Here is a 25,776-nt window from a genome sequence, read left to right as displayed (position 1 = left end):
TTTATTGGTTGTTGTGCAGCTTCCAAATATCCTGATTGTACTCTTTAATAGTCCGGTCACTTGAGAACCGGCCGGACTGTGCAATATTGACAAGGCTCATCCGCTGCCATGTTTTCTTATCCTGATAAAGCGCTGCGGCACGTTCCTGTGCTTCGACATACGCGGTGAAATCCTCAAGGACGAAGTAAGGATCATTATCTTTCAGCAGATGATAATATAAATCATCAAATGACTTACCGTGGTTAAATGTATCATCGATCAGCTGGTCCATCACTCTTTTGACACGGTCGTCGTTTGTATAGACATCCCGTGCATTGTAGCCGCCGTTATGCTGGTAGCCAATGACGTCATCAGATGACAGCCCGAAAATGATGATGTTATCTCTGCCGACGCGCTCATCAATCTCCACATTCGCCCCGTCCATTGTACCTAACGTCACAGCACCGTTCATCATCATCTTCATATTACCTGTACCTGACGCCTCCATCGAAGCAGTTGAAATCTGTTCAGAAATGTCCGCCGCCGGTATGATGTCTTCAGCAAGGCTGACATTATAGTTCTCTAAAAACACGACTTTCATCCGGCTGCCGACAGCCGGATCCGCATTGACAGTGTCAGCCACTGCATGAATCAGACGGATGATTTCTTTCGCCCGCTTATAACCCGGTGCGGCCTTGGCACCGAAGATAAACGTTCTCGGCTGCATATTAATCGCCGGATTGTCTTTAATCGTATTGTAGAGATACATCATATGAAACACGTTCAGCAGCTGCCGCTTATACTCATGCAGCCGTTTAATCTGCACATCGAAAATCGAGTTTTCATCGACTGTTATCCCTGTCTGCTCAAAGATAAGGGCTTTCAGACGCTGCTTGTTGCTGAATTTCACTGCATGCAGCTGCTCCAGAAACTCCACATCATCCGTATAATTCATGAGCTGTTCAAGCTGCTCCGGATGTGTGACCCATGTATCACCGATGCGTTCAGTGATCAGCCGGCTGAGTTCAGGATTGGCGTTTTGCAGCCAGCGACGATGCGTGATGCCGTTTGTCTTGTTGTTGAATTTGTCAGGCGTCAAGCGGTAGAAGGCATTGAATGTATAGTTCTTGATGATCTCGCTGTGAAGCGCCGCCACACCATTGACGCTGAAGCTGCCGACGATCGCAAGCCTGCTCATATGAACAAGACCGTCACTGATGATGGCGATCTCTTCTATATCTTCAGCCGGCTTGTCTTCACAGAACCTTCTGTTGATCTCTTCGATAATCATCAGCACGCGTGGATTGAGCTGTCTAATCAGATTATAAGACCACTTTTCAAGTGCCTCCTGCATAATGGTATGGTTGGTGTAGGCAAATGTCTGTGTCGTCACATGCCAGGCCGCATCCCAGTCGAGACCTTCTTCATCCATCAGCACTCTCATCAACTCCGGAATGCCGAGCGTCGGATGAGTGTCGTTGATCTGAATGACATTTTTGTCGTGAAACTGTGTCAGCGGCATTCCGAATGTCTGCTTGAACCGCTTAACAAGCGTCTGGATGGTCGCTGACACAAGGAAGTACTGCTGTTTGAGTCGCAGCAGTTTGCCGTCCTCACTGTTATCATCTGGATACAGCACAGCTGATATTTGATCGATAGCATTCATTTCGTCAAGCCGGCTGTTATATGTCGCGTTCTCGAGATGATCAGCTGCTTCTGCTTTAAAGAGCCTTAAGTTATTGACGACGTCATTACGATAGCCGACAATACTGACATCATAAGGGACTGCTGTCACTCTCTGCAGATGGGTGACAGTGAAGACATAGTTGCCGTCGTCATCAGTGATATAATCGACTGACCCGCCGAAGTTCACTGTCACTGCCTCTTCCGCTCTCCGCGTCTCCCATGGATAAGGTTCTTTCAGCCAGTTGTCCGGCAGCTCAATCTGATGGCCCTCAGCGATATGCTGTTCAAATAAACCGTAGCGGTAACGTATACCAAAGCCATTCCCTGCAAGACCAAGGCTTGCAACGGAATCGAGGAAGCAGGCTGCCAGCCGGCCGAGTCCCCCGTTACCAAGTGCCGCATCCTCTTCTTCATGATAGACAGCTCTCGGACTACGGCCAAGGTCCGTCAGCACTTCGTCACACACCGCTTTAAACCCTGTATTAACTAAGTTGCTTTCAATGAGACGACCGATCAAAAATTCAAGCGATAAATACGACACCTGCCGTTCTTTATTCTGTCTATAGCGCTTCACTGTCTCAAGGCCTGCCTGACGGACTTCATCATTGATAATAGCAGCTATCGCATAAAATAGATCCTTGTCTGTCGCATCGTCTACTGTCGTCATCCGCTGTTTGCGGAGTTTATCTTCAAGAAGATCAAGGAATTCATATTTTGTATATGTTCTCACGATTACCGCCCCTTAATAGATTGCTAAGTATTGTGCTGCAGATTTAGCCCAGCTATTATTGACTTTTGAAATATTTTTGAGCAATAACTTGTAGTTCTCAGGATCACGGTATAGACGCACCGCTTCATTTAACTTGCTTAACAGTTCATGTGCGTTGTAATTGGCAAAGGTAAGACCTGTGCCGATGCCGCTGTAGATGTTATAAGGAATGACCGTATCTTTCAGGCCGCCTGTTTCTCTGACAATCGGTATCGCCTTATACTGCAGCGCGATTAATTGTGACAGACCGCACGGCTCAAAGAGTGACGGCATGATGAAGAAATCACTGGCCGCATAAATTCTGCGGGAGAACCCTTCATCAAAACCGATGGTCACCTGCACTTTCTCCGGATATTTACGCTGCAGCTCATTGAAGTAGGATTCAAATTCATACAGCCCGTTGCCAAGGATGACAATCTGGACATGCTGCTGAACGAACTCTTCCAGAATCGCCATCACAAGGTGCAGTCCTTTTTGTTCCACCATCCGGGTGATGATGGAAAACATCGGTACATCAGCATCAACCGGCAGACCGATTTCCTGCTGCAGCGCCTTTTTGTTCTCGCGTTTTTTCGGCAGGGATGTTTTATAGTTCACCGGGATATTCGGGTCTTTCATCGGGTTGTAGTCGTCCACGTTGATTCCATTGACGATACCGAGGACGTCAGCATTTCTCTGCTGCAGCATCCACTGCAGCCCTTCGCCGTAATAATCCGTCTTGATCTCTTCCGCATAGGTCGGTGAGACTGTCGTAATTTTATCAGCGTGGAAAATGCCCGCTTTCATCAAGTTGAGCATGCCGCCCCACTCAAATCCCGCAAAGTGAATGCGGTCAAGATTCAGCAGCTCTTCAAATGCACTGTGCATGAGCCAGCCCTGATATAAAATGTTGTGAATAGTGAATACCGTCCGGATACCCGGCACCGGCTTCTTGATGTTGCAGATGGCGACGGCCGCTGCTGCCTGCCAGTCGTGGCCGTGCAGCACATCCGGCTTGAAATCTCCGCGGTAGATGAATTCGATGACTGCATTCGAGAAATAAATAAATCGTTCGCCGTCATCAATATAGCCGTACAGACTTTCCCTGTTGAAGTAGTATTCATTATCCACAAAGTAGTAGTGAACCCCTTCGTAGACCATTTCATAGATGCCGGTATACTGCTGCCGCCAGCCCACTTCCGTCGTATAGATCATGACTTCTGTCAGCTGTTCGCGGAACGCTTCTTTCAGCTGCTTGTAGAGCGGCAGAATGACGCGGACTTCACATTTTTTAGTCTTATTTAAATATTGCGGGAGGCTGCCGATGACATCAGCGAGCCCTCCCGATTTGAAAAATGGTGTACATTCAGACGCCACATATAGTATTTTTTTCATGATTGTTTACCTCGTATTAGATGGTCTGTCGTTTTGCAACAACAAATGGTTTATCCGATGAACCAATGAGACGTTGATTATCGCTGACACTGACATCTTTATCAAGAATGACATTTTCGATAATGGCGTTCTCACCAATTCGGCAGTTCGACATAATGATGGAATTTTTGACGACCGCACCTTTTGCGATTTTGACGCCGCGGTAAAGGATGGAATGCTCTACTTCACCTTCAATGAGACAGCCGTTAGCTACGGTTGAATCTTTGACGATGCAGTCATTCAAATATTTAGCAGGCGGCTGATTGGATGTTTTCGTACGAATACGCTGCGCTTGCAGGAAAATATCTTTGTAAACCGTCGGATCAAGGATGGACATGTTGCTGTGATAGAATGCCTTCAATGAATTGACATACATCGTTCTTTCGTGGATATCAAAGAATCTGACGCTGAGCTGATCCAGTCGTTCCTGAACGCCCTGAATAAAGAAGTTATCCTTATAGTTCTGGATGCAGTAATCAACGATTTCAAGCAGCTTATCTTTTTTGATGATATAAGTGCCGGTAAAAATATGCTTATTCTCCTGGTCATGATTCAAAAAGACGACGCGTCCTTCTTCATCATTAATACGCAGGAGCGGCTGGTGCATGTCTTCAAGCGTCTCTCGCTGTTCTGTGATCAGCGTGACATCCGCCCCGGTTTCTTCGTGCTGTCTCAGCGCTTCCTTAAAGTCCGTGTTACAGATGAACTGTGAGCCGGCAATCATGACGTCGGTCGCATTGGAACGGTTGAAGTAATCCCGGTTATTATGGAAATGTCTTAAGTCTCCCCGTGAAATGTCCGTCGGGTCATGCCAGTCAGGCGGCAGCACGAACAAGCGGGAGTTTCGGTCATCAAGCCCGAAGTTATCCCCGTTTTCAAGATGGTCCATCAGCGCACGGTACTTTTGATTGGTAAATATACCGATTTCGTCTGCTCCAGTATTCACCATATTGGAAATGGCGAAGTCGATGATCCGATAACGCCCGGCGAACGGGACACTCGCCCCGTTTCTGAAGTAAGTCAGTTCTTCCAGAAAGTCATGTTCATTCGCTAAGTTGATTAATCCCATTAAAGAACGCATATTTATTTACCTCCACTCATAAAATCATTAATATTTTCAGGACCCACGACAATCGGCTCCTCTGCTGTCGACCCATCCACGACAGCATGGTCAGGAATAGTGAAGCCTTCCATGATGATCGCTTTGTTGATTACTGCCTGTTTACCGATGACCGCTCTCGGGTGAATGATGGATTCTGTAATTTTAGCACCTTCTTCAACTGTCACTTCACTGAACAATACAGAGCGCGTGACTTCACCGAAGATGAAAGAACCCGGGCAGACAAGAGAATTCGTAATATTTGCTGTGCGGCCGATGAACTGCGGCGGCAGATTCGCTTCATGAGAATAAGTCGGCCACGTTTTGCTGTTCAGCAGCTCAGCTAAGTCTTCTTCCAGCAGATCCATATTCGCCTCCCAGTATGACTGGATAGTACCGACGTCTTTCCAGTAACCATCGAAGCGATAGGCATACAGGCGTTTATCATCAGCGAGCATTTTCGGAATGATGTCATTGCCGAAGTCATGCTCTGAAGTCGTATCCTGCTCATCTTTCAGCAAGTACTCACGGAGCACTTTCCAGTTGAAAATATAAATGCCCATAGAGGCCAGATTGTTTTTCGGCTCTTTCGGCTTCTCGTCAAACTCATAAATCTTTAAGTCGTCTTCTGTGTTCAAAATACCGAAACGTGACGCCTCTTCAATCGGCACTTCGATGACAGAGATCGTCGCATCGGACTGCTGTTCTTTATGGAAATCAAGCATCGCCTGATAGTCCATCTGATAAATATGGTCACCTGACAAAATCAGCAAGTATTCCGGGTCATACTGGTCGATGAAGTGAATATTTTTCGTGATCGCATCTGCTGTGCCTTCGAACCATGAAGCACCTGTCTGATTGGCGAACGGTGCGAGCACTGTGACGCCGCCGTCCTGCTTATCCAGTCCCCAAGGTTTTCCCATACCGATATGGCGGTTTAGCATTAACGGCGCATATTGCACGAGTACGCCGACCGTACTGATATCTGAATTAGATAAATTGCTCAGCGTGAAATCGATGATCCGATATTTACCGCCGAACGGCACTGCAGGCTTAGCGATCTCCTTTGTCAGCTGTCCTAATCGTGTTCCTTTACCGCCTGCCAACAACATTCCAACTACTTCTGTGCTCATCTTATATTCCTCCAGCAATAAGTTTATTTTTTGGTGTTTCCTCGAGCTTCTGATAAATCGCCATGCCAAACGGCGGAAGCTTCGTTTTAATACTATTATTATACCCATTTACGGCTGCTTTATCTGAATAGAGTATATCTTCCACTACTTGATTGGAGCCGCCGTATTCCTCACGGTCAGAATTGAAGATTTCCTGGTAGCTCCCGGCAGCGGGTACGCCGAGCACATAATCATAATGAACCTCGCCGGTGAAATTCAGGACGATGACCAGCTGCCGTCCACTCTTACTTGTTCTTACATAGCTGATAATCGACTGTTCAGCATTATCAACGTCTATCCAGCTGAACCCTTCCGGCTCATAATCCAGCTCATAAAGTTCAGGATACTGCGTATAGAGATGATTCAGCGCCTTCACATAAGTCTGCATCTTATGGTGGATTGGATAGTCGAGGATGAACCAGTCCACCTGCTCTTTATCTTTCCATTCAGAGTACAGGCCCAGTTCGCTTCCCATAAAGAGCAGCTTTTTACCTGGATAAGTCATTGTATAGCCGTATAAAGCCCGGAGATTGGCGAATTTCTGCCACTGGTCACCCGGCATCTTATCCAGCATAGACCGTTTACCATGGACGACTTCATCATGGGAAAACGGCAGTACATAATTCTCATTATAACGGTACATCATCGGAAATGTTAAATGTTGATGATGATGGCGCCGTTCACTCTGTTCCAGTTCAAAGTAATCAAGCGTATCATGCATAAATCCGAGATCCCATTTGAAGTTGAAGCCAAGACCGCCTTGATCGACGGGCGCTGTCACCATCGGTATGTCGGAGGAATCTTCAGCCATCACAAGAGCCTCAGGATGGTAGTCAAAAATAACTGTGTTCAGCTTGCGGATGAAAGCAACCGCTTCTTTATGTTCACTCGTGCCTTCTTCATTAAAGATTTTCTCTTCAGGCGTATGATTTTCAAAGTTCAGATCGGTCATACTGTGGACCGCGTCCACTCTCAGGCCGTCCAGATGAAATTCCTGGAGCCAGAAGTTGGCATTGGAGATGAGAAAACTCTGCACTTCATTGCGCCCGAAATCAAAGGTTAGTGTCCCCCATCCTTTCTTATCCGCTCGTTTCGGGTCGCTGTATTCATACAGCGGTGCACCGTCAAACTGCCTTAAGCCGTGGGCGTCCTTACAGAAATGAGCCGGCACCCAGTCCATGAGCACGCCGATACCCGCCTGGTGACAGCAGTCCACTAAATATTTGAAGTCATCCGGTGTACCGAAGCGCGATGTCGGTGCATAGTAGCCGGTCACCTGATAACCCCAGGACAAGTCAAATGGATGCTCCGTCAGCGGCAGAAACTCAACATGTGTATAGCCCATCTCTTTGACGTATGGTACAAGCGCTTCCGCCATCTCGCGGTATGAATAATAAGTGGCATCTGTATAGCTGTCGACAGTCATATCAGCTGTCCATTCAACGTCATGCTTTTTCCAAGTCCCGGGATGCACCTCATAAATATTGATGGCACTAGTATACGGATTGCCTTTGCTCTTAGAAGTCATCCAGTCGTCATCATGCCACTCATAAGTGGACGGCTTCGTGATAACCGACGCTGTTCTCGGCCTGACTTCAGCATATCTGCCGTAAGGGTCCGCCTTAAGCAGTGTGCCCTGGTCAGTATGAATTGCATATTTGTAGGTGACTGCCGGCTCGATACTGAAGCTTCCGCTCCACAGTCCCTGCTCATTAATCCGCTCGAGTTCATAGCCTTCACCGGTCCAGCTGTTGCTGTCTGTCGCAACTGCGACGGCCCGGGCGTTAGGCGCCCATACAGTGAACGTCGTCATCTGCTGCTCAGAATAATAATGCGCACCTAAAAACTGATAAGCCTCATAGTGAGTGCCCTGATGAAATAAATATTGGTCTAACTCAGAAACTTCCTGCATATCATCATTCCTTCCCGTACACTAAGTCGTGCGCATGTATAGTCATATATACCCTTAATTATTATGCATAAAAGCTATTTTATGCTTCATTTATCATTGTACTTGTAATTAATCACGAAGTATAACATTTAACAGATAGAATATTCATTTTATTTAGAGAATAAAGGAATACTGATAGCATTGCACGCGCTGTCAGTTTATAATTTAACTAGTCTGCAGAGGAGGCAAAATATGACTTATGTCGGCTATATTGATCATTTCACTGAAATCAATCTGCCATATCATTCGGTAGATCAGCCTGATCAGTATTTTCATGATGCTGTCATCAGCTGTGAAGGGATAACCCTTCCTGTTAAATATAGCTGTCAGCATGAAAATGTATTTACTTTTACTACTGCTCAGTCCATCGCCTTGAACGCCTCGTGGTGGCTTGAGTTTCAACAGGAGAAATATCCGCTCCATATCGGACAGATAGTCAGGACAGCAGCGTTTGATGAGAAGTTCCAGCAGCCAGGAACAGCTTATGGTGCCATTTATCATCCGGAGGCGACGACCTTCACCTTATGGTCGCCGGTTGCGGCCTCAGCCGATGTCATTATCGGCGAACGTGTTTATCCAATGACTTATGAGGATGGCAACTGGACCGTGACGCTGCACGGTGATTTTCATCTTGCTGAATATTTATTCGGCGTCGTCACAAATCATGAATACAGCCGCATGGTCGATCCATACGCGAAAGGACTGGCTCTGAATGCAGTGTCAGGCGTCGTCGTCAATCCGGAAGTTGAACCGGACGGCTTCAGCAGTCATACTGTCCCGGCTATCAAGCAGGAGGAAAGCATTATTTATGAAGTGCATGTCCGTGACTTTTCCATGCACCCGAACAGTGGTATTCCGGAGCATCAGCGCGGAAAATTCAGCGCGATGATTGAAGCCGGAACAACGACTGCGGACGGCTTCAGCACAGGACTCGATTACATCGCGGCACTCGGAGTCACTCACGTTGAACTGCTGCCTATCAATGATTTCGCCCGGGTCGATGATGTTAAATTTACAGCTAATTATAACTGGGGTTATGACCCTGTGCATTTCCAGACACCGGACGGCAGCTTTTCCGAGGCGCCCGGGCAGCCGGAACAACGGCTGCTTGAACTCAAGCAGCTTATCATGACTTATCACGGACACGGGATGGGCATTATTTTTGATGTAGTGTTCAATCATGTCTTTGACAGACTGACCTCCTCATTTGAGAAGCTCGTCCCCGGTTATTACTTCAGATACTTCGATGATCTTTCAATCAGCAACGGAACAGGTGTCGGTAATGACTTTGCGAGTGAGCGTGTGATGGCCCGCAAGTTTATCATCGATTCCCTGCTCTACTATGCTGACTACTATAAAGTAGACGGCTTCCGTTTCGATTTAATGGGCGCCATTGATGTGGAGACGATGAAGACAGTTGACGAAGCGCTGCACGAAAGACACCCGAACATCATGCTGCTCGGTGAAGGATGGAACTTAAACACAGCGTTAGCAGACGAGCAGAAAACAGTTCCTGCCAATGGCCATCTCGTACCTCATATTCATTTCTTTAATGACTTCTTCAGAGATACACTGAAGGGCAATAACTTTGACATCGAAGATACAGGTTATATGAACGGCTTCGGCAAATATAATGACCGGATGTATAATCTGTTCACCGGAAAGTATGATGATATGCACGTGCAGCAGACTATCAATTACAGCGAAGTGCACGATAACCATACGTTATATGACCGTATATATTACTCAGTCGACCGTCCGGATGAGGACAAGCTGCTGCTTCATCAGATGACGACTATTTTCACTCTGCTGAGCCAGGGGGTGCCGTTCATCCATGCAGGCCAGGAGTTCTTCCGGACAAAGTATGGTCACGGTAACACGTATAATCTCGGTGACTATATGAATCGCCTGAACTGGAGCAGACGTCAGCGTTATGACAAGGAGATAGCAGTGTTCAAAAAAGCGGTAGCCCTCAAGAAGGACTTTACCGTGTTCCGGATGACAGATTACCAGGACATCACATCAAAAATCATCAGCTTTGCCTGTCCACCGCCGGTATTCGGTGCCCGGCTGCTTGATACATCATGTGAATTCATTGTCATGTTCAACCCGACACCTGAATCTTATACGATTGAACTGCCGCATGCAGGGGTATTTGATATGGTGTTAAGTACGACTCAATCGTCAGCGACGCAGTCATACTGCTATGCACTGGAACCTTTTGAGAGCGTTATTTTAAAGCACGTCTATTAATCAATAAGGAGATGTTTTACATGCCTGCTAGACAACAATGGGAAACTCAATTACAGCACAGTCTGATCACTGAAGAGCAGTATCATCAACTGTCCGAGGAAGAGAAAGAGGAAAGTTTCAGCGCAGACCTTGCCTTCGGTACTGCCGGTATCCGAGGGAAGATTGGTCTTGGACCGAACCGTCTGAACCGCTTCACCGTCCGCAAAGTGGCTCATGGTTTAAGCCGCTATTTAAATGAAATGACTCAGCACGCAACAGTCGTCATTGCTTATGACACCCGCCATCTATCTAAGGAGTTCTGTGATGAGATTGCGGCTGTCCTCGGGACAAACGGCATCACAGCCTATATATTCAAGCGCTATCATACAACGCCTGAACTATCATACGCCGTCCGCTACCTGCAGGCGGATGCCGGTGTCATGATCACGGCGAGCCATAACCCGCCTGACTATAACGGGATTAAAATTTATGGACCAGATGGCGGTCAGATGGCACTGGAAGGTTCGCAGAAAGTCAGCGGCTATATTGATGGAATTGACGATGAACTGACTATTCCCGTCAAACCTTTAGCGCAGTTAAAGGCAGACGGCCTTGTGAAACAGGCGCATACTGATGTTATTGAAAGCTATAAGCAGGAAGTCATCGACTTGATCCAGGATATTCCGCAGTCAGACTTAAAGGTTGTCTTCTCAAGTCTTCACGGGACAAGCGTACCGATTATACCGGAACTACTGGAATCACTGAATTTCAGCAATTTCAAGCTGGTCACTGCGCAGTGTAAGCCGGATCCGGACTTCTCAAGCGTCGCCTCAGCAAATCCGGAAGATCACGTGGCATTCGATCTGGCCGTTGAGCTGGCTCGGGAAGAAAATGCCGACCTGCTCATTGCAACAGACCCGGATGCAGACCGTATGGGCGTTGTCGCAAAAGTCGGTGATGACTTCCATTACTTCAACGGCAACCAGCTCGGAAGTCTTCTTCTCAATTACCGCATTGAACAGACAAAAGGTATTAAAAACCGTGCCGCCGTCAAATCCATCGTGACCAGTGAACTCGGCAAAGTCATTGCAGAGAAAAACGATGTCAAAATGTTCGATGTACTGACAGGATTCAAATTCATCGCCGAGAAAATCGCCGAGTTCGAACGCACAGAGGACTATCACTATATATTCGGCTATGAGGAAAGCTACGGCTATATGGCAAGCCCGTTTGTCCGCGATAAAGATGCCGTGCAGATCGTGCCGCTCATCATTAAATTAGCCAGCGAGCTGAAGAATGACGGCAAGACCATCGTCGATAAGATGAACGATATTTACAGCACTTACGGCCATTACCAGGAGAAACTGTTCGCCCATACATTTGAAGGTCAAAGTGGCAGACAGAAAATCCAGGATATTATGACAAAAGCAAGACAGGAGTCACCTGTTTCTATTGCCGGTCTGAAAGTCACAGCCATAGAAGACTACGCAGCGCAGTTCCGGAAAGACGAACACGGCGAGACCGCGATTCATCTGCCGAAAGCTGATGTGCTGAAGTTCTTCTTTGAGGACGGCTGGATTGCACTGCGGCCATCAGGCACTGAACCAAAGATCAAATTATATGTGTCACTTATCACCGACGACATTGATGAACTGGCGGAAAAAATCAATGCTGAGTTCTTCGGCGCATAAACCGGCTTCATAATAGAAGAGTCCAGGATAACAATGTCCTGGACTCTTCTTATTATTTAATTTTTGGCACTCAGTGAACTAATCCCCTCTAAAAATCTAGTCCACGGAATATGTTCGGCAAGCGCCATATAGATGACAATCAATACGATGAACATCAGATTGAGCTTAAAGACGTCGATATCAAAGTGATGCTTCTCATTGTAAGTCGTGAACAATCTCATAGGTATGCTCATGATGATCAAAAACGAGATGATCTCAAGCTCATGAATGAACGGCAGAGCGAGAAGATTGAAGATTACCTGCACAGCACCGATAAAGCTGACAATCGAGAAATAACTGATCGTATCGACGAATACTTTATAGATGGTGTTCATCCGGTTAATTGACAGCAGCTGGATGAAAAAGGTGAACAGAATCAGTGCGATGGTGAACAGCCCCTGCAGCATCATGTTGACAGTGCCGTGCTGCCAGTTGAAGTGCCCGCCCGCTGTAGCGCCGACGAAAAAAAGCACGACTAAGTAAAGCAGGAAATTCAATGCCGCAAATATAAAATATCTGCTGCTGCGTTCGTCTCCGACAATGATGTGCGGTTTGGACAACGCATAAAAGACATAAGTGATGAACGTTTCAATCTTATAGTCGAACTGCTTGACCGGTTTTATGACTTGCGCATGTAATGTACTGCGTCCGTCATTCTTTGATGGTATTTGCCGCTTAATGGTCGTTGTTTCATTTCTGTTTTTAATGAATGAGTTAATATGATTCCATCTGTTCCCCATAAGTCACCTCAATAGTTTAGCCCGTTTATTGTAGTATACAGTAAACGGGCTGAAAATATTACAGATTATTTCTGAAGTCAGTGACTGTCTCGATATCTTTTTGGTTCAGTTTGTTCATGGCTGCCGCCTCTTCCACCAGTGTATCAAAGTCGGTCAAGGTGGAATAAGGATAACCGGCTGCAGTAAGCTTGTCCCTGCCTTTTTGCAGCTGGTAGCTGAAAATAGCGACAATGCCTAACACATCGGCGCCATGTGCTTTCAGTGCGTCACATGCATCAATAGCAGACCCACCCGTTGAGATCAAATCTTCAACGACGACGACTTTCTGTCCAGCCTCCACTTTCCCTTCAATCTGGTTGCCTTTACCGTGCTTTTTACTGGAAGAACGCACGTAGCTCATCGGCAGCTGCATCCGTTCAGAGACAAATGCAGCATGTGGAATACCTGCTGTTGCAGTCCCCGCGATGACTTCCACTTCCGGATAGTGCTGTTTGATCAGTGTCACTAAGCCGTCCGCCACTTCACCGCGTACTTCAGGATAAGACATCGTCAGGCGGTTATCGCAGTAAATCGGGCTTTTAATGCCGGATGCCCATGTATAAGGTTCTTCCGGGCTGAAGGCGACTGCTCCGATTGTTAATAAATGACGTGCTATTTCTTGTTTCAGCATTCTGTTCCCCACGCTTTCTTGATTATTTGATACTTGGCCACTGGATCAGCATCCTGTGTGATGGCGCGGCCGACGACAATATGAGTCGACCCGTTCTGACGGGCGTACTCCGGTGTTGCGACCCGTACTTGGTCACCGACAGCATCTTCCGCAGTTCTGATGCCGGGCGTGACTTTCAAAAATGATGTTCCAAGCTTATCTGTAATGATGCGGCTCTCATGGGCTGAGCAGACAATACCGTCAAGACCTGCTTGCTGTGCTGTTTCTGCATAGTGAAGAATGCTGTCGTTCATCGATACCTGTATGAGCTGCTCGCGCTGCATCTGTTCTTCAGATGTACTTGTGAGCTGGGTCACGGCGATAAGCGCGGCCTCACTGCCTGCAGCACGCAGACCATCAAGTGCTGCCGTCATCATGGTGCGCCCTCCTGCGGCATGGACATTGGTCATCTGGATGTCCAGCCCGCCAAGACCGTACATCGCCTGTTTCACCGTGTTCGGAATATCATGCAGCTTAAGATCGAGAAAGATCTCATGTTCCATCGCTCTAATTTCCTTGATCAAGGCAGGACCATTTTGTAAATACAGCTCCATCCCGACTTTAACGAACAGTGCTTCATCAAATGGTGCCAGAAAGTCAGTGACTTCCGTCATATTTTTAAAATCCAGTGCGATAATCGGCTTGGTCATCATGATAAACCTAACGCACGCAACGTGCGCCCTTTCAGTTCGTGAATATGGTTGACACCTAAAGCATCAAGTTTTGACGGGAGTGCTTCAATAATGTCCCGGCAGACAGTCGGGTTCTGGAAGTTTGCTGTACCGACTGCTACGGCATCAGCGCCGACTGAAATGTAATCAATGACGTCTTCTGCATCAGTCACACCGCCCATGGCGATAATAGGAATGTCCAGGTGCTGACGTACTTCATACACCATACGCATCGCGACAGGTTTGATCGCTGGACCGCTTAATCCGCCGACAACATTCGCGATGATCGGTTTTCCTGTCTTATGGTCAATGCGCAGGCCGACTAATGTATTGATCATAGTCAGTCCGTCGCAATAAGGTGCCACGGCTTTTGCCATGTCAACAATATTCGTGACGTTCGGCGACAGCTTGACGTAGACCGGCACAGCCGACACTTCCTGGACCATGCTTGTCAGGCGTGCCGCAGTCTCCGGATCTGTACCGAACTGGATGCCGCCTTCCTTGACATTCGGACAGGAAATATTCAGTTCCAGCGCATGGACGTTCGGTGCTGTTGAAATGCTTCCGGCCACATCCACATAGTCCTCCACTTTAGACCCGGCAACGTTTGCGATAATCGGCACATCAAACTGCTCGAGCCATTTGAGTTCATGCGCCATAATATGGTCGACGCCCGGATTCTGCAGACCGATCGCGTTGATCATACCGCTTGACGTTTCGGCGACGCGCGGTGTCGGGTTGCCGAAACGCTGCTCTTTTGTCGCCGCTTTGATCATAATGGCACCGAGCTGATTGAGGTCCATAAAGCGCGCATATTCCTGTCCGAACGCAAAGCAGCCGGAAGCGGGCATCACAGGATTTTTCAGGCTGAGCCCCGGCAATTCCACAGTTAATCTCATAGTACAAGCGCTCCTTTCTCAAATACAGGGCCATCTGAGCAGATTTTCACATAACCATGGTTGTTGTCTGCCTGACAGACACACGCATAGCACGCTCCGATGCCGCAGCCCATCCGCTCTTCAAGGGACATAAAGCCAGGTGTATCAGGCAGTGCCGCTTCAATCGCTTTAATCATGACGATCGGTCCGCATGTATAGAACGTGTCATACACCACAGGCAGTGCTTTAATGACGTCCGTCACAAACCCACGTGTGCCGTAACTGCCGTCAACTGTCGCGATATGTGTTTCGCCCAGTGCACTGAATGCATCCATATAGAACATATCTGCTTCAGACTGGAACCCGAGCACATGAATCGTCTTGATTCCACGCGCGTTCAGCTGCTTGGACAGTTCGTAGAGCGGTGGCACACCGATGCCGCCGCCGATCAGCAGCGCACATTTCTGTGCGGCTGTTACCGGGAAACCGTTGCCGAGCGGTGCGATAATATCAATGACGTCACCCGGCCGTGCTGCTGACAGGGCAAGCGTCCCTTTTCCTTCCGCCCGGTACAGACATGTCAATGTCTCTTCTTCGGCATTGACATTGCAGATGGAAATCGGGCGTCTGAGCATAAACTCATTGGAGCTGCCGACACGAATATGGACGAACTGCCCGGGTGTCTTCATGTTTCTTGTAATCGTACCGTGCATCACCAGCTCAAAAATATTGCGGGCAATCGGCCGTTGACTGACGACTGTCATTTTTTCCTGCATGGTTATTCCCCCTACATCTGATTCATACTGAATGTCATGCTCTCGATGACTCCAATCAACGCTCTCGCTGTATCAAGAGACGTTAAACAAGGTACACCGTTATCGACTGATTCACGTCTGATCTGGAAGCCGTCACGTTCAAAAAGTTTACCTTTAGTCATTGTATTGATGACAATCTGGACGTGCCCGTCTTTAATGACGTCAAGCAGATTTAACTCCTGCCCGATTTTGCTGACTTCCACGACTGGAATATTGTGTGCCTTGAGCACTGCGGCGGTTCCTGTTGTCGCCATCATGCGGTAACCGACGCTATGCAGACGTTTAGCCAGTTCAAGCGCTTCTTCTTTGTCTTTGTCAGCTACAGTAATGAGCGCTGTTCCGTGATCTTTCACCTGCAGACCGCTTGCCACAAGCCCTTTATACAGTGCTTTCTCAAGTGTCATGTCTTTGCCCATGACTTCTCCTGTTGACTTCATCTCCGGCCCGAGCGTGATGTCGACGTTCTTCAGCTTGCTGAAACTGAACACCGGTGCTTTCACGAAGACGCCTTCCTTGAACGGAATCAGTCCTTCGCTGTAGCCTTTCGTCGTGAGCTTCTCACCTAAAATAGCTTTCATCGCAAGGTTTGCCATCGGTACTTCTGTGATTTTGCTTAAGAACGGTACTGTACGGCTTGAACGCGGGTTCACTTCAAGGACATACACTTCATTGTCTGCGATAACAAACTGGATGTTGAGCAGACCGACAATTTCAAGTCCGTGAGCGAGGCGTGTTGTATAGTCTGCCAGCACTTCAATCTGTTCTTCAGTCAGACTTTGCGGCGGGTAGACGGCGATAGAGTCACCGGAATGGACGCCCGCACGTTCGATATGCTCCATAATCCCTGGAATGACTACTGTCTCACCATCACAGATGGCATCCACTTCAATCTCTTTTCCTGTCAAATATCTGTCGATTAAGACCGGGTGCTCAGGGCTTGCTTTAACAGCCTGCGTCATGTAGTTAGTCAGTTCCTGTTTATCGTATACAATTTCCATGGCACGGCCGCCGAGGACGTATGACGGGCGGACGAGCACCGGATAACCGATAAAGTCTGCATTAGCGACTGCTTCTTCTACAGATGTTGCTGTTTTACCTAATGGCTGAGGGATGCTGATGGTCTGCATCAAGGCTTCAAACTCTTTACGGTCTTCAGCACGGTCCAAGTTCTCAAGGCTTGTTCCCAGCACCTGCACACCGTATTTAGACAGCTTCTCTGCCAAGTTAATCGCCGTCTGGCCGCCGAACTGCACGACGACACCTTCCGGCTGCTCAAGGTTGATGATGTTCATGACATCTTCTTCAGTAAGCGGCTCAAAATACAGTTTGTCCGAGATGGAGAAGTCGGTTGATACGGTTTCAGGGTTGTTGTTGATGATAATCGCTTCGTAACCCATCTCACGGATCGCCCATACAGCATGTACGGTCGCATAGTCGAATTCAACCCCTTGCCCGATGCGAATCGGTCCGGAACCGAGAACGACGATTTTCTTTTTGTCTGAGACGATGGATTCATTCTCAGTCTCGTACGTGCCGTAGAAATACGGGGTCGATGATTCGAACTCTGAGGCACAAGTGTCCACCATTTTATAGACAGGAAGAATGTGATGCTGATGACGCAGATTATAAACGTCACGCTCAGTCATCTGCCATCTATGGGCGATGACACGGTCACTGAAGCCGTATTTCTTCGCCCAGATCAAGCGGTCGATATCGCCCGGATGTTCTTTCAGGTCATGCTCGATGTCGATGATATGCTGCATTTTGTTCAGGAAGAACAGATCAATCTTCGTCAGCTCATGAATCTGTTCCGGTGTCACGCCGCGTCTTAATGCTTCACCGATGAAGAACAGACGCTCGTCGTCCTGTGCTTTAATGCGCGCTTCTATGAAGTCAAGGTCGAACTGCTCGCCGTTCGGCAGACCGAGGTGATGGACACCATACTCAAGGGAACGGATTGCTTTCAGCAGAGATTCTTCATAAGTACGGCCGATCGCCATTACTTCTCCTGTTGCTTTCATCTGAGTGCCGAGTACACGTTCACCTTTTTCGAATTTATCGAACGGAAAACGCGGTATTTTTGACACGACATAGTCCAGTGCCGGTTCAAAGGCTGCGTAACTTGTGCCGGTCACCGGATTCAGCATCTCATCAAGTGTCAGCCCGACTGCAATTTTAGCAGCGAGTTTCGCGATCGGATAGCCGGTCGCTTTAGAAGCAAGTGCTGATGAACGCGATACACGCGGATTGACTTCAATGATGTAATAATTGAATGAATGCGGGTCAAGCGCAAGCTGAACGTTACAGCCGCCTTCAATTTTCAGTGCCCGGATGATTTTCAGGGAGACATCGCGGAGCATATGATATTCACGGTCAGATAATGTCTGGCTTGGTGCTACAACGATTGAGTCACCCGTATGAATACCGACCGGGTCAATGTTTTCCATGTTGCAGACGACGATCGCGTTGTCATTTGAGTCGCGCATCACTTCATACTCAATCTCCTTGAAGCCGGCGATAGATTTTTCGATCAGACATTGAGTCACAGGAGAGTACTTCAGCCCGTTAGTGACGATCTCAATCAGTTCTTTCTCATGATGGCAAATACCGCCGCCGGTGCCGCCCATTGTGAATGCCGGACGGACGATGACCGGATAGCCGATAGCATTGGCGAAGTTGACGGCCCCCTGGACATCATTGACGATATCACTTTCAGGAACTGGTTCACCGAGTTCATTCATCAGGCTGCGGAATAAATCACGGTCTTCCGCCTGTTCAATAGAAGAGAGCTTCGTGCCGAGCAGCGTCACATTGTTCTCCTCAAGAATCCCCGCTTCATGCAGCTGCACAGCCATATTCAGTCCCGTCTGACCGCCGAGCGTCGGCAGCAGCGCATCCGGCTGTTCCTTACGGATAATACGTGCGACAAAGTCAAGCGTAAGCGGCTCGATGTACACTTTGTCCGCAATCTCAGTATCTGTCATAATCGTCGCAGGATTTGAGTTCACGAGAATAACGCGGTACCCTTCTTCTCTTAACGCAAGACACGCCTGTGTTCCTGCATAGTCAAACTCTGCGGCCTGGCCGATGATAATCGGGCCTGAACCAATTACAAGTATAGTATTGATATCGTCGCGTTTAGGCATTTAGGACACTCCCTTTGTTTTCTGTCATCAATGTGATAAAGTCATCAAATAAGTAGTTCGGATCATGCGGGCCAGGAGACGCCTCCGGATGATACTGGACGGAGAACGCCGGCAGCGATACATGTCTTAACCCTTCCACCGTACCGTCGTTCAAGGCTGTATGTGTAATTTCAAGCGCTGTGTTTCTGACGGAAGCTGGATCTACTGCGTAGCCGTGATTTTGTGAAGTGATCTCAATTCTGCCGGTCGCCAAGTTTTTAACCGGATGGTTGGCACCGCGGTGACCGAACTTCATCTTGAACGTCTCTGCACCGCATGCAAGTGCAAACAGCTGGTGGCCGAGACAAATACCGAAGAATGGAATATGGCCGAGAATTCCTTTGATCATATTGATCCCCGCTTCAACGTCCTGCGGATTGCCGGGACCGTTTGACAGCATGACACCATCCGGCCGCAGACGAAGGATTTCCTCTGCCGTCGTATTATAAGGCATGACTGTGACATCACAGCCGCGCAGATTCAGTTCACGGACGATGTTCTCTTTCTTGCCGAAGTCAATCAGCACGACTCTTAAGTCGTTTCCAGTCGATACATATGCTGTCTTTGTTGACACTTGTGCCACTTCATCGGTCGGGAAGATTGCTGTTTTCAGCGCTTCAATCGCTGCAGCAATGTTGTCTTCGTCGTTGACAAATGCTGCTTTCAGCACACCGTGCTCACGGATTTTTCTTGTCAGCTGACGCGTATCAATGCCATCAATCCCAGGAATATCATAAGAAGTCAGCGTCTCGTCAAGCGATGCCATATTTCTGAAGTTACTTGGCAGCTCACATGCCTCACGGACGACCATCCCTTTTAATGTCGGAGTCAACGTTTCGAAATCATCTCTATTGATGCCGTAGTTGCCGATCAATGGATAAGTGAACGTAATGATCTGACCGGTGTACGACGGGTCGGATAATGTTTCTTGATAGCCGGTCATGGCTGTATTGAACACGATTTCACCTGTAATCTCTTTGTCGCTGCCGAACCGGTAGCCTTTGAATATTGTGCCGTCTTCTAATACTAGAAATCTTTGTTTACGCATGCTGTTCCTCCTGATAAGCGATTTTTCCTTCTACTAAAGTCAATGTGACATTGCCGAATACTTTCTCACCGATAAACGGGGTGTTGCTGCTTTTAGACAGAAAATCTTCCGCCTTGATTTCATAGCAGTCGTCCAGATTGATCACTGTGATGTCTGCGGGTTCACCAACTGCAAGCCTACCGTACGGCAGCTGGAAGACGTCACTTGGTTTTGTCGTCATATAGCTGACAAGCTGTTCCAGAGTCCAGTCCCCATTTTTGACGAAATGTGTATAGAGCAGCGGGAATGCCGTTTCGCTGCCGACAATACCGAATGGTGCCTTAGCCATCGGCTGTGCCTTCTCGTCCGCTGCATGCGGTGCATGGTCTGTCGCAATAAAGTCAATCGTACCGTCCAGCAGCGCTGCGATTAATGCCGCCTGGTCATCGTGACCTCTCAGCGGTGGATTCATCTTCAAAATCGCATCATCTTCAGTTATGGCTGTCTCATTTAATAATAAGTGGTGCGGCGTCACTTCAGCGGTCACTTTAATACCGGCACGCTTTGCGTCGCGGATCACTCGGACACTTTCTTTTGAAGATACATGGCAGACATGATAATGACAGCCTGCTGCCTCAGCGAGCAGGACGTCACGTGCAATCTGCACGGCCTCACAGATAGCCGGAATGCCTGGAATGCCGAGCTTCCTAGAGACTTCACCTTCATGCATAGCGCCGCCGTAAATGAGTGAATTGTCTTCACAGTGCGCAACAATTGCCATATCAAGCTTCGCTGCCTGCTGCATCGCTTCGTACATGACGCTCGCCGTCTGTACCCCGACCCCGTCATCAGTGAAAGCAAAAGCGCCGTGTTCTTTCAGCGCTTTGAAGTCTACGAGCTGCTCGCCCAGCTGCCGCTCTGTAATGGACGCATAAGGCAGAACTCTGACAGCTGCGTTTCTTCTGATAGAGGCATTCAGACGTTCTAAATGGTCGACTGTATCCGGCACAGGTCTTGTGTTCGGCATCGGGCAGACGGTTGTAAAACCGCCGCGTGCCGCTGCTTTTGTCCCTGTTTCAATCGTCTCTTTATGCTCACCGCCCGGTTCTCTCAAATGGACATGGACATCAATGAATCCTGCAGAGACAAACTGGCCGTTCAAATCGATGATGTCGCTGTTGTAAACATTCAGGCGTTCGCCTATTTCACTCACTCTGCCTGCTTCAATCCGAATATCGCGGGTGACAAGTTCACCGTTTTCAAGTATTTTACCGTTCCGTAGCAATGTCGCCATTATATCCACTCCTTAGTTATCAAGAATATGACTCAATATACTCATGCGTGTGTAAACACCGTTTTCCATCTGTTTGAAGATCCGTGATTTATCCGCTTCGACAAGCGCACTGTCAATCTCAACACCGCGGTTGACCGGCGCAGGATGCATGACAATCGCTCCGTCTTTCAGCTGATTGTAGCGCGTGGTTGTCAGGCCGTATCGTGAATGGTAATCAGCCTCTTCAAACGACTGACCATCTGCATGGCGCTCATGCTGCACGCGCAGCAGCATGCAGACATCAATGTCCCCGATGACATCATCGATTGCGACGTAAGCGGCATCCAGTGTATAGTCCTGCCAGTGCTCAGGTGCTGCGAACTGGACATGTGCGCCGAGTTTCGTCAGTGCCGTGTAATTGCTTCTTGCGACACGCGAGTTAATAATATCGCCGCAGATCAGTACTTTTAAATCTTTGAAGGTACCATATTCCTCGTAGATCGTCATCAAGTCAAGCAAACACTGGGAAGGATGCTGACCGCTACCGTCCCCGCCGTTCACGACCGGAATATTCAGCACTTCAAGCTGGTCGTAGTATGCATTATCGGGGTGTCTAATGACGAGTACATCAACTCCGATGCTTTCAAGCGTCTTACATGTATCGTACAGGCTCTCGCCTTTTGTCACTGAAGAAGTGCTTGTCTCAAACGGAATGACATCGAGTCCTAAGCGGCGTTCCGCCATTTCGAAGGAGCATTTTGTGCGCGTTGAATTCTCAAAAAATAGATTGGCAGCATATCCTGAGTAGTGTGCTTTTTTCCCCTGTTTAAATGCTAATGCCCGTTCAATGACAGCCATCATTTGTTCCGGCGTCAACTCATTAATTGAATGCAGATGTTTCATCGTCTGCCTCCTTATTCGTAATCTTCATGAACTTTTGCTTCAGGCAGGATGAGATTCAGCAGTATGCCGGCCAGTGCAGCAAGTGCCATCCCTTCGATATTCAGATGGATATCCTGAATCGTCAGGTCAATATGCGCTTTACCGATGCCGAGCACTAAAATGACAGAGGCGATGATCAAGTTACGCTTATCGCCGAAATCTACTTTTGATTCCACCAGCATGCGCAGTCCGCTTGCTGCGATGATCCCGAACAAGAGAATAGATACGCCGCCCATGACCGGCGTCGGGATACTGGATACAAGCGCTGTAAACTTACCGACGAAGCCTAAGATCAAGGCCAGCACTGCGGCACCGCCGATAACCCATACACTGTAAATTCTTGTGATGGCAAGAACTCCGATGTTCTCACCGTAAGTCGTGCTCGGCGGGCCGCCGATGATGGAAGATACCATCGTTGACACACCGTCACCGATCAAGCTTCGATGAAGACCCGGGTTTTTGAAGAAGTTTCTTCCTACAATTTTGTTGATGACGACCTGATGGCCGATATGCTCGCTGACTGTGACAAGGACGATCGGCAGCATGATTAAAATCAGCATCCAGTCAAATGTCGGCTGGTAATCTCTGAACGGCATGTAGATGTCCGGCAGCTGCAGCCATTTGGCTTTACTGATTCCTGTGAAATCAACTACGCCAAGTGCGACTGCTGTGATATAGCCGAAGATGATACCCATCAGCACCGGAATAATCGAGAAGAAGCCTTTCGCGAATATATTGAAGGCAACAACTGTCAGCGTTGTCACCGCAGCGATGATTAAGTACTGACCGCTGTAACCTGTCATCTGTGCGCTGTCTTTATACATCGCCATGTTGACAGCAACAGGCGCAAGGCCGAGACCGATGACCATAATGACGGGTCCGACAACAACCGGCGGCAGCAGTTTCAAGAGCCACTCTGTGCCGGTGAGCTTAATCATCAGACCGATGATGACATAGAACACACCTGACATGAAGAGCGCCATCAGCATCTCACCTAGGTCATGCGTCTTCAGTCCGACGATGATCGGCGTGATGAAGGCGAAGCTTGAACCGAGATAAGCAGGAATCATCCCTTTTGTAATCAGCAGATAAAGCAGTGTCCCAAGACCAGATGCAATCAGTGCCGCTGACACCGGGAGTCCTGTCAAATAAGGGACAAGTACAGTCGCACCGAACATCGCGAACAAGTGCTGTGAACTCAGCAGCAGCCATTCCCGTGCTCTTGGTTTGTCATGAACATCGTAGACCGGTTCCACCGTGCGTTCGTATATTTCTTCGTTAATCGTCATTTTTTCTTCTCCTTATCAAAAAAAGTCTCTTTGCGTATGCAAAGAGACTTAAGTTTTTCACTTAATGGCCCTTTGCCGGTATCTCGTACCGATTTAAAAGGATTTATTTAATATAAACTTGTGTTTTCTCATCAACTTCATCAAGCATCACAACAATCTCTTCAGTGAGGGCCGTCGGAATGTTCTTACCGATGAAGTCCGCCCGGATCGGCAGCTCACGGTGCCCGCGGTCGACCAGCGTCGCAAGGCTGATGCGCTTCGGCCGCACTTGATCAAGGATTGCATCCAGTGATGCTCTGACGGTGCGTCCCGTGTAAAGCACATCATCGACGATGACGACATGCTTATTGTTCAAGTCAGCCTGGATTTCATAAGCCGTTACCTCCACTGCATGACGGTCATCAATATCATCACGGTATGCGGTCACATCGAGCACACCTGTCGGCACGATGACACCTTCAATCTTCTCGATTTTCTGCTGGATGCGGTTCGCGAGGTAGACACCACGCGTCCGGATGCCGAGCAAAGCAAGGTCAGCCGTCCCTTTGTTGTTCTCCAGAATTTCATGGGCAATCCGTGTCAATGTTCTGTCGATTGCTTTATCATCAAGAATGACTCGTTTTTCCATATTAACCTCCTAAAAAACCTCACGTCTAATAGACGTGAGGTTTTGCCCGCTCAACGCCTTTTAAGCCTCTCTGGACTTAGTTAAAAGCAACGTGATTAAGTTATATACATAGTAACATACTGACGACCATTGTCAAACAACATTCTAAAACTATTTGCGTAGTTTACGGATCAGCTCTTCAAAATAGTCAGGCAGCGGAGCCGTACGCTCGATATACTCGCCCGTCACTGGATGCTCAAAGCCGATGACTCCTGCGTGCAGCGCCTGCCCGCCGATATCAAGTGTCTTTTTAGGGCCGTATTTCGGGTCTCCTGCGAGTGGAAAGCCGATATGCTTCATATGGACACGGATCTGATGCGTACGTCCTGTTTCCAGCTGACATTCAACGAGTGAGAACTTATCAAATGTTTCCAGCACGTTGAAATGTGTCACCGCCTCTTTGCCGTTATCCTGCACGGACATTTCCTGACGGTCTTTCGGATTGCGTCCGATCGGTGCGTCAATCGTGCCGAATTCATGAGGAATGATGCCATGAACGAGCGCCGTGTACTTCCGCGTGACGGTTTTACTGACCAGCTGATCTACGAGACCGCGGTGTGCGATATCATTTTTTGCGACCATCAGCAGTCCTGATGTATCTTTATCGATACGGTGCACAATTCCCGGACGGATCTCCCCGTTAATGCCTGACAAGTCTTTAATCGCATACATCAGACCATTGACCAGCGTGCCGTTCGGATGTCCCGGTGCCGGATGCACAACCATCCCTTTTGGTTTATAGACAACCGCCACATCTTTATCTTCATAATAGATTTCAATGCCTAAATCCTCAGCGACTAAATTGACTTCTTCCACCGGTTTCTCTGTCACGATGATCTCATCGTTCAATCTCAGCTTATAGTTCGCTTTCACCACTTTACCGTTCACCTGGACAAGTTCATTTTTAATCCAGTCCTGGATCTGGTTGCGCGACCAGTCAGCATTCATATCTGTTAAATATTTATCGATACGCTGACCCACTTCTTCTTCCAGTATTTCAAAATTAAATGTCTGCATTCTTTTTCTCCTTATTTTCATTCACTAATATTTCATAGAGCAGTATGATGACACCAATCGTCAAACATGAATCTGCGATGTTAAAAATCGGGAAGTCATAGTTGATGATCTTCGTATCGATGAAATCCACGACGCTTCCTCTGAACAGGCGGTCGATGAAATTACCGACTGCTCCGGCGAAGACGAGTGTCAGACCAAGCTGCATCAACGGCTTATTGACAGCATCCTTCCGGTAGAAGTAGAGAATCATCAGCAGCACAAAAATAGTGATGATGAAGAAGAAAATCCTCTGATTCTGCAGCATGCCCCAGGCAGCGCCGTAATTCCTGTGAGACGTAATTTCCAGTATATCGCCGATCACCGGGACAGAGTCACCGACTGCCAGCGTTTTAACGATAATCCATTTTGCAAGTTGATCCATAGCAACCAAGAACATACCGAGAGGAATCATTAGTGCCAGGTTGTATTTTTTAGTCATGTCCTCACTCCAATCTTTCCTATTTTATCACATTTCGCAGTAATCGTCTTGATT

At 48.0% G+C, this 25,776-nt stretch carries 20 protein-coding genes; 2 read left to right on the top strand and 18 right to left on the bottom strand.

The window, feature by feature from the left end:
* Window position 1: 1 nt before the first annotated feature.
* The 5 genes from KFV11_RS04365 to glgB are packed head-to-tail and all read right to left on the bottom strand — an operon-like array spanning window position 2 to window position 8,030.
* Window positions 2–2,395 carry a glycogen/starch/alpha-glucan phosphorylase gene (locus tag KFV11_RS04365; protein WP_254250434.1) on the bottom strand — a complete coding sequence of 798 codons (2,394 nt, stop codon included), beginning with the start codon at window positions 2,393–2,395 and terminating at the stop codon, window positions 2–4.
* Between the two features lie 12 nt (window positions 2,396–2,407).
* Window positions 2,408–3,808 carry a glycogen synthase gene (locus tag KFV11_RS04360; RefSeq protein ID WP_254250433.1) on the bottom strand — a complete coding sequence of 467 codons (1,401 nt, stop codon included), beginning with the start codon at window positions 3,806–3,808 and terminating at the stop codon, window positions 2,408–2,410.
* Window positions 3,809–3,824: 16 nt separating this feature from the next.
* Complete coding sequence (gene glgD, locus KFV11_RS04355; RefSeq protein ID WP_254250432.1) at window positions 3,825–4,928, bottom strand: glucose-1-phosphate adenylyltransferase subunit GlgD; 1,104 nt, start codon at window positions 4,926–4,928, stop codon at window positions 3,825–3,827.
* Between the two features lie 2 nt (window positions 4,929–4,930).
* Window positions 4,931–6,079 carry a glucose-1-phosphate adenylyltransferase gene (locus tag KFV11_RS04350; protein WP_254250431.1) on the bottom strand — a complete coding sequence of 383 codons (1,149 nt, stop codon included), beginning with the start codon at window positions 6,077–6,079 and terminating at the stop codon, window positions 4,931–4,933.
* Between the two features lies 1 nt (window position 6,080).
* Window positions 6,081–8,030: a 1,4-alpha-glucan branching protein GlgB gene (gene glgB, locus KFV11_RS04345; protein ID WP_149458284.1), complete on the bottom strand. Its 1,950-nt coding sequence runs from the start codon at window positions 8,028–8,030 to the stop codon at window positions 6,081–6,083.
* Window positions 8,031–8,261: 231 nt separating this feature from the next.
* Here glgB and pulA point away from each other — a divergent pair, with 231 nt between their 5' ends.
* The gene (gene pulA, locus KFV11_RS04340; RefSeq protein ID WP_149458283.1) at window positions 8,262–10,322 is read left to right on the top strand and encodes a type I pullulanase; all 2,061 of its coding nucleotides are present in this window, start codon (window positions 8,262–8,264) and stop codon (window positions 10,320–10,322) included.
* A gap of 20 nt (window positions 10,323–10,342) precedes the next feature.
* Window positions 10,343–11,992, top strand: coding sequence for a phospho-sugar mutase (locus KFV11_RS04335; protein ID WP_254250430.1), 1,650 nt, complete (start codon window positions 10,343–10,345; stop codon window positions 11,990–11,992).
* 56 nt (window positions 11,993–12,048) lie between these two features.
* Here KFV11_RS04335 and KFV11_RS04330 read toward each other — a convergent pair whose 3' ends face one another.
* From KFV11_RS04330 to lspA, 13 genes are all read right to left on the bottom strand, one after another.
* The gene (locus KFV11_RS04330; RefSeq protein ID WP_149458281.1) at window positions 12,049–12,771 is read right to left on the bottom strand and encodes a hypothetical protein; all 723 of its coding nucleotides are present in this window, start codon (window positions 12,769–12,771) and stop codon (window positions 12,049–12,051) included.
* A gap of 58 nt (window positions 12,772–12,829) precedes the next feature.
* Entirely contained in the window at window positions 12,830–13,438 is a 609-nt protein-coding gene (gene pyrE / locus KFV11_RS04325; protein ID WP_149458353.1) for an orotate phosphoribosyltransferase, read from the bottom strand.
* Window positions 13,435–14,133, bottom strand: coding sequence for an orotidine-5'-phosphate decarboxylase (pyrF, locus tag KFV11_RS04320; RefSeq protein ID WP_254250429.1), 699 nt, complete (start codon window positions 14,131–14,133; stop codon window positions 13,435–13,437). The genes pyrE and pyrF overlap by 4 nt, the downstream gene beginning before the upstream one ends.
* Entirely contained in the window at window positions 14,130–15,050 is a 921-nt protein-coding gene (locus KFV11_RS04315; protein WP_149458279.1) for a dihydroorotate dehydrogenase, read from the bottom strand. Before KFV11_RS04315 ends, pyrF begins: the two co-directional genes overlap by 4 nt.
* A complete protein-coding gene (locus KFV11_RS04310; protein ID WP_436970220.1) occupies window positions 15,047–15,805 on the bottom strand; it encodes a dihydroorotate dehydrogenase electron transfer subunit in 759 nt (252 codons plus the stop codon). Before KFV11_RS04310 ends, KFV11_RS04315 begins: the two co-directional genes overlap by 4 nt.
* An 11-nt stretch (window positions 15,806–15,816) precedes the next feature.
* Entirely contained in the window at window positions 15,817–18,990 is a 3,174-nt protein-coding gene (gene carB / locus KFV11_RS04305; protein ID WP_149458278.1) for a carbamoyl-phosphate synthase large subunit, read from the bottom strand.
* Window positions 18,983–20,077: a carbamoyl phosphate synthase small subunit gene (locus KFV11_RS04300; protein WP_149458277.1), complete on the bottom strand. Its 1,095-nt coding sequence runs from the start codon at window positions 20,075–20,077 to the stop codon at window positions 18,983–18,985. The genes carB and KFV11_RS04300 overlap by 8 nt, the downstream gene beginning before the upstream one ends.
* A complete protein-coding gene (pyrC, locus tag KFV11_RS04295; RefSeq protein WP_149458276.1) occupies window positions 20,070–21,350 on the bottom strand; it encodes a dihydroorotase in 1,281 nt (426 codons plus the stop codon). The genes KFV11_RS04300 and pyrC overlap by 8 nt, the downstream gene beginning before the upstream one ends.
* A 12-nt stretch (window positions 21,351–21,362) precedes the next feature.
* Complete coding sequence (locus KFV11_RS04290; protein ID WP_149458275.1) at window positions 21,363–22,232, bottom strand: aspartate carbamoyltransferase catalytic subunit; 870 nt, start codon at window positions 22,230–22,232, stop codon at window positions 21,363–21,365.
* 11 nt (window positions 22,233–22,243) lie between these two features.
* On the bottom strand, window positions 22,244–23,560 hold the full coding sequence (locus KFV11_RS04285; protein ID WP_149458274.1) for a uracil-xanthine permease family protein: 1,317 nt from the start codon (window positions 23,558–23,560) through the stop codon (window positions 22,244–22,246).
* Window positions 23,561–23,663: 103 nt separating this feature from the next.
* The gene (gene pyrR, locus KFV11_RS04280; protein WP_149458273.1) at window positions 23,664–24,188 is read right to left on the bottom strand and encodes a bifunctional pyr operon transcriptional regulator/uracil phosphoribosyltransferase PyrR; all 525 of its coding nucleotides are present in this window, start codon (window positions 24,186–24,188) and stop codon (window positions 23,664–23,666) included.
* Between the two features lie 150 nt (window positions 24,189–24,338).
* Window positions 24,339–25,244, bottom strand: coding sequence for an RluA family pseudouridine synthase (locus KFV11_RS04275; RefSeq protein WP_254250428.1), 906 nt, complete (start codon window positions 25,242–25,244; stop codon window positions 24,339–24,341).
* Window positions 25,231–25,722 carry a signal peptidase II gene (gene lspA, locus KFV11_RS04270; protein ID WP_149458271.1) on the bottom strand — a complete coding sequence of 164 codons (492 nt, stop codon included), beginning with the start codon at window positions 25,720–25,722 and terminating at the stop codon, window positions 25,231–25,233. The genes KFV11_RS04275 and lspA overlap by 14 nt, the downstream gene beginning before the upstream one ends.
* Window positions 25,723–25,776: the final 54 nt, after the last annotated feature.

This window comes from Macrococcus equipercicus (assembly GCF_024205945.1).
Lineage (GTDB): Bacteria > Bacillota > Bacilli > Staphylococcales > Staphylococcaceae > Macrococcus > Macrococcus equipercicus.
This window is presented reverse-complemented; position numbering and strand designations above follow the sequence as displayed.